The sequence below is a fragment of the Mycobacterium sp. genome (assembly GCF_050701675.1).
Lineage (GTDB): Bacteria > Actinomycetota > Actinomycetes > Mycobacteriales > Mycobacteriaceae > Mycobacterium.
The window spans coordinates 1-1,803 of sequence record NZ_JBOGDD010000703.1 but is presented as its reverse complement, the minus strand read 5'-3'; the positions used below and the strand labels follow the sequence as shown (position 1 = coordinate 1,803).

The window sequence follows — 1,803 nt, the reverse complement described above, 5'->3', positions numbered from 1 at the left end:
GACCCCGAGACACCGAAGATCACCGAGCTGATCGACTACGAGGCGTTCTGCGGCGTCGTCTCGGAAGAGGCGGCCGAGGCTGCCGCCGACTCGACCGTCACACCGCGCGAGCTGCGCGAGATGCTGGAATCGGGCCGCAAGGTCGCGCTGATCGACGTGCGCGAACCCGTCGAGTGGGACATCAACCACATCGATGGAGCCGAGTTGATCCCCAAGTCGACCCTCGAGGCTGGCGACGGTCTGGCGAAACTGCCGCACGACCGGACCCCGGTGCTGTACTGCAAGACCGGGGTCCGGTCCGCGGAGGCACTGGCCGCGGTGAAGAAGGCCGGGTTCTCCGACGCGCTACACCTGCAGGGTGGCATCGTCGCGTGGGCGCGACAACTCGAACCCGACATGGTGATGTACTGACGGCTCGTGAGCCGGTGCACACCTTAAGGTGAGCCTGTGAGTGCCGACATGCCGCCTGATCACGTGCTTGCGGCGTTCGGTCTGACGGGCGTGCGGCCCGTCCCCCTCGGCTCCAGCTGGGAGGGCGGCTGGCGCTGTGGCGAGGTCGTGCTGTCGATGGTCGCGGAGAACGCGAGGGCCGGGTGGTCCGCGAAGGTTCGCGAGACGTTGTTCGTCGACGGGGTCCGGCTGGCGAGGCCGGTCCGTTCGACAGACGGGCGCTACGTCGTCGCGGGGTGGCGCGCGGACACCTTCGTCACGGGGACACCCGAGCCGCGCCACGACGAGGTCGTCTCCGCCGCCGTGCGGCTGCACGAGGCCACGGCCAAGCTGGAGCGACCGCGATTTCTGACCCAACCGCCCGGTGCGCCGTGGTCCGACGTGGACGTGTTCATCGCCGCGGACCGCGCAGCGTGGGAGGACCGGCCGCTGCACACGTTGCCGCCGGGTGCGCTGGTTGCTCCGAGTGGGGCCGACGGTCAGCGCTCGGTCGAACTGATCTCTCAATTGGCTTCGCTTCGCCGCCCGACGCGCAGCCCTAGCCAACTCGTACACGGCGACCTGTACGGCACGGTGCTGTTCGCGGGCACCGCGGCCCCCGGCATCACCGACATCACCCCATACTGGCGGCCCGCGTCGTGGGCGGCGGGTGTGGTCGTGGTGGACGCGTTGGCGTGGGGTGAGGCGGATGACGGTCTCGTCGAACGATGGGCGCCGCTACCCGAGTGGCCGCAGATGTTGTTGCGCGCGTTGATGTTCCGATTAGCGGTGCATGCGCTGCATCCGCGCTCGACGGCGGCGGCGTTCCCCGGCCTTGCCCGGACGGCCGCGCTGGTGCGGCTCATTCTTTGAAACACGCGTCCCGTGGAACTCGAGTCCTCTAGAACTCATGCCTGACCTCGCGCAGCGGCACGCGCCCGTCCTTCGCGAGGACGCCCTCCGCGCGAAGTAGTTCCAGCTGCCGGGTGGTGAGGTGGTGGGCAGGCCTGCCCGACGCCGAGATGACCCGGTGCCACGGCAGGTCCGAGGAATCGGTCCGCATGATCCACCCGACGATGCGGGGACTGGAAAGCCCCGCGACCGCTGCGATGTCGCCGTAGGTCGACACCCTGCCCGCCGGTATCGAGGCGACCAACGCGCGCACGGTCTCCACCTGGTCGTCGGTGATTGCGGCCATCGTCAGCTCACGTGTTTCCGGACCAGCGCTGCGGTCTCCGCGGGCATCGCGAGCGGAACCATGTGATTGCAATCCCATTCGTGCAGCGTGAAATCCGCACCGAGGGCGGCCTCGAGGCCGACGGTCAGCTCGTCCGTGACATAGGGCGGCTGCGTGAGCTTGGCCCGGACCAGGGT

General features: G+C 69.1%; 3 protein-coding genes. 2 read left to right on the top strand and 1 reads right to left on the bottom strand.

Translation table 11 applies throughout. From position 1 onward, the window contains the following. Both ACRDUX_RS21645 and ACRDUX_RS21640 read left to right on the top strand, forming a co-directional pair. On the top strand, positions 1-411 hold a 411-nt coding region (locus ACRDUX_RS21645), incomplete at its 5' end, for a rhodanese-like domain-containing protein (protein WP_526416351.1). A gap of 36 nt (positions 412-447) precedes the next feature. Further along, positions 448-1,302 carry a TIGR02569 family protein gene (locus ACRDUX_RS21640; RefSeq protein ID WP_526416349.1) on the top strand — a complete coding sequence of 285 codons (855 nt, stop codon included), beginning with the start codon at positions 448-450 and terminating at the stop codon, positions 1,300-1,302. A 28-nt stretch (positions 1,303-1,330) separates the two neighbouring features. On the opposite strand, the gene ACRDUX_RS21635 is transcribed toward ACRDUX_RS21640, so the two are convergent. Beyond that, complete coding sequence (locus tag ACRDUX_RS21635) at positions 1,331-1,627, bottom strand: MGMT family protein (protein ID WP_526416347.1); 297 nt, start codon at positions 1,625-1,627, stop codon at positions 1,331-1,333. Positions 1,628-1,803 lie beyond the last annotated feature (176 nt).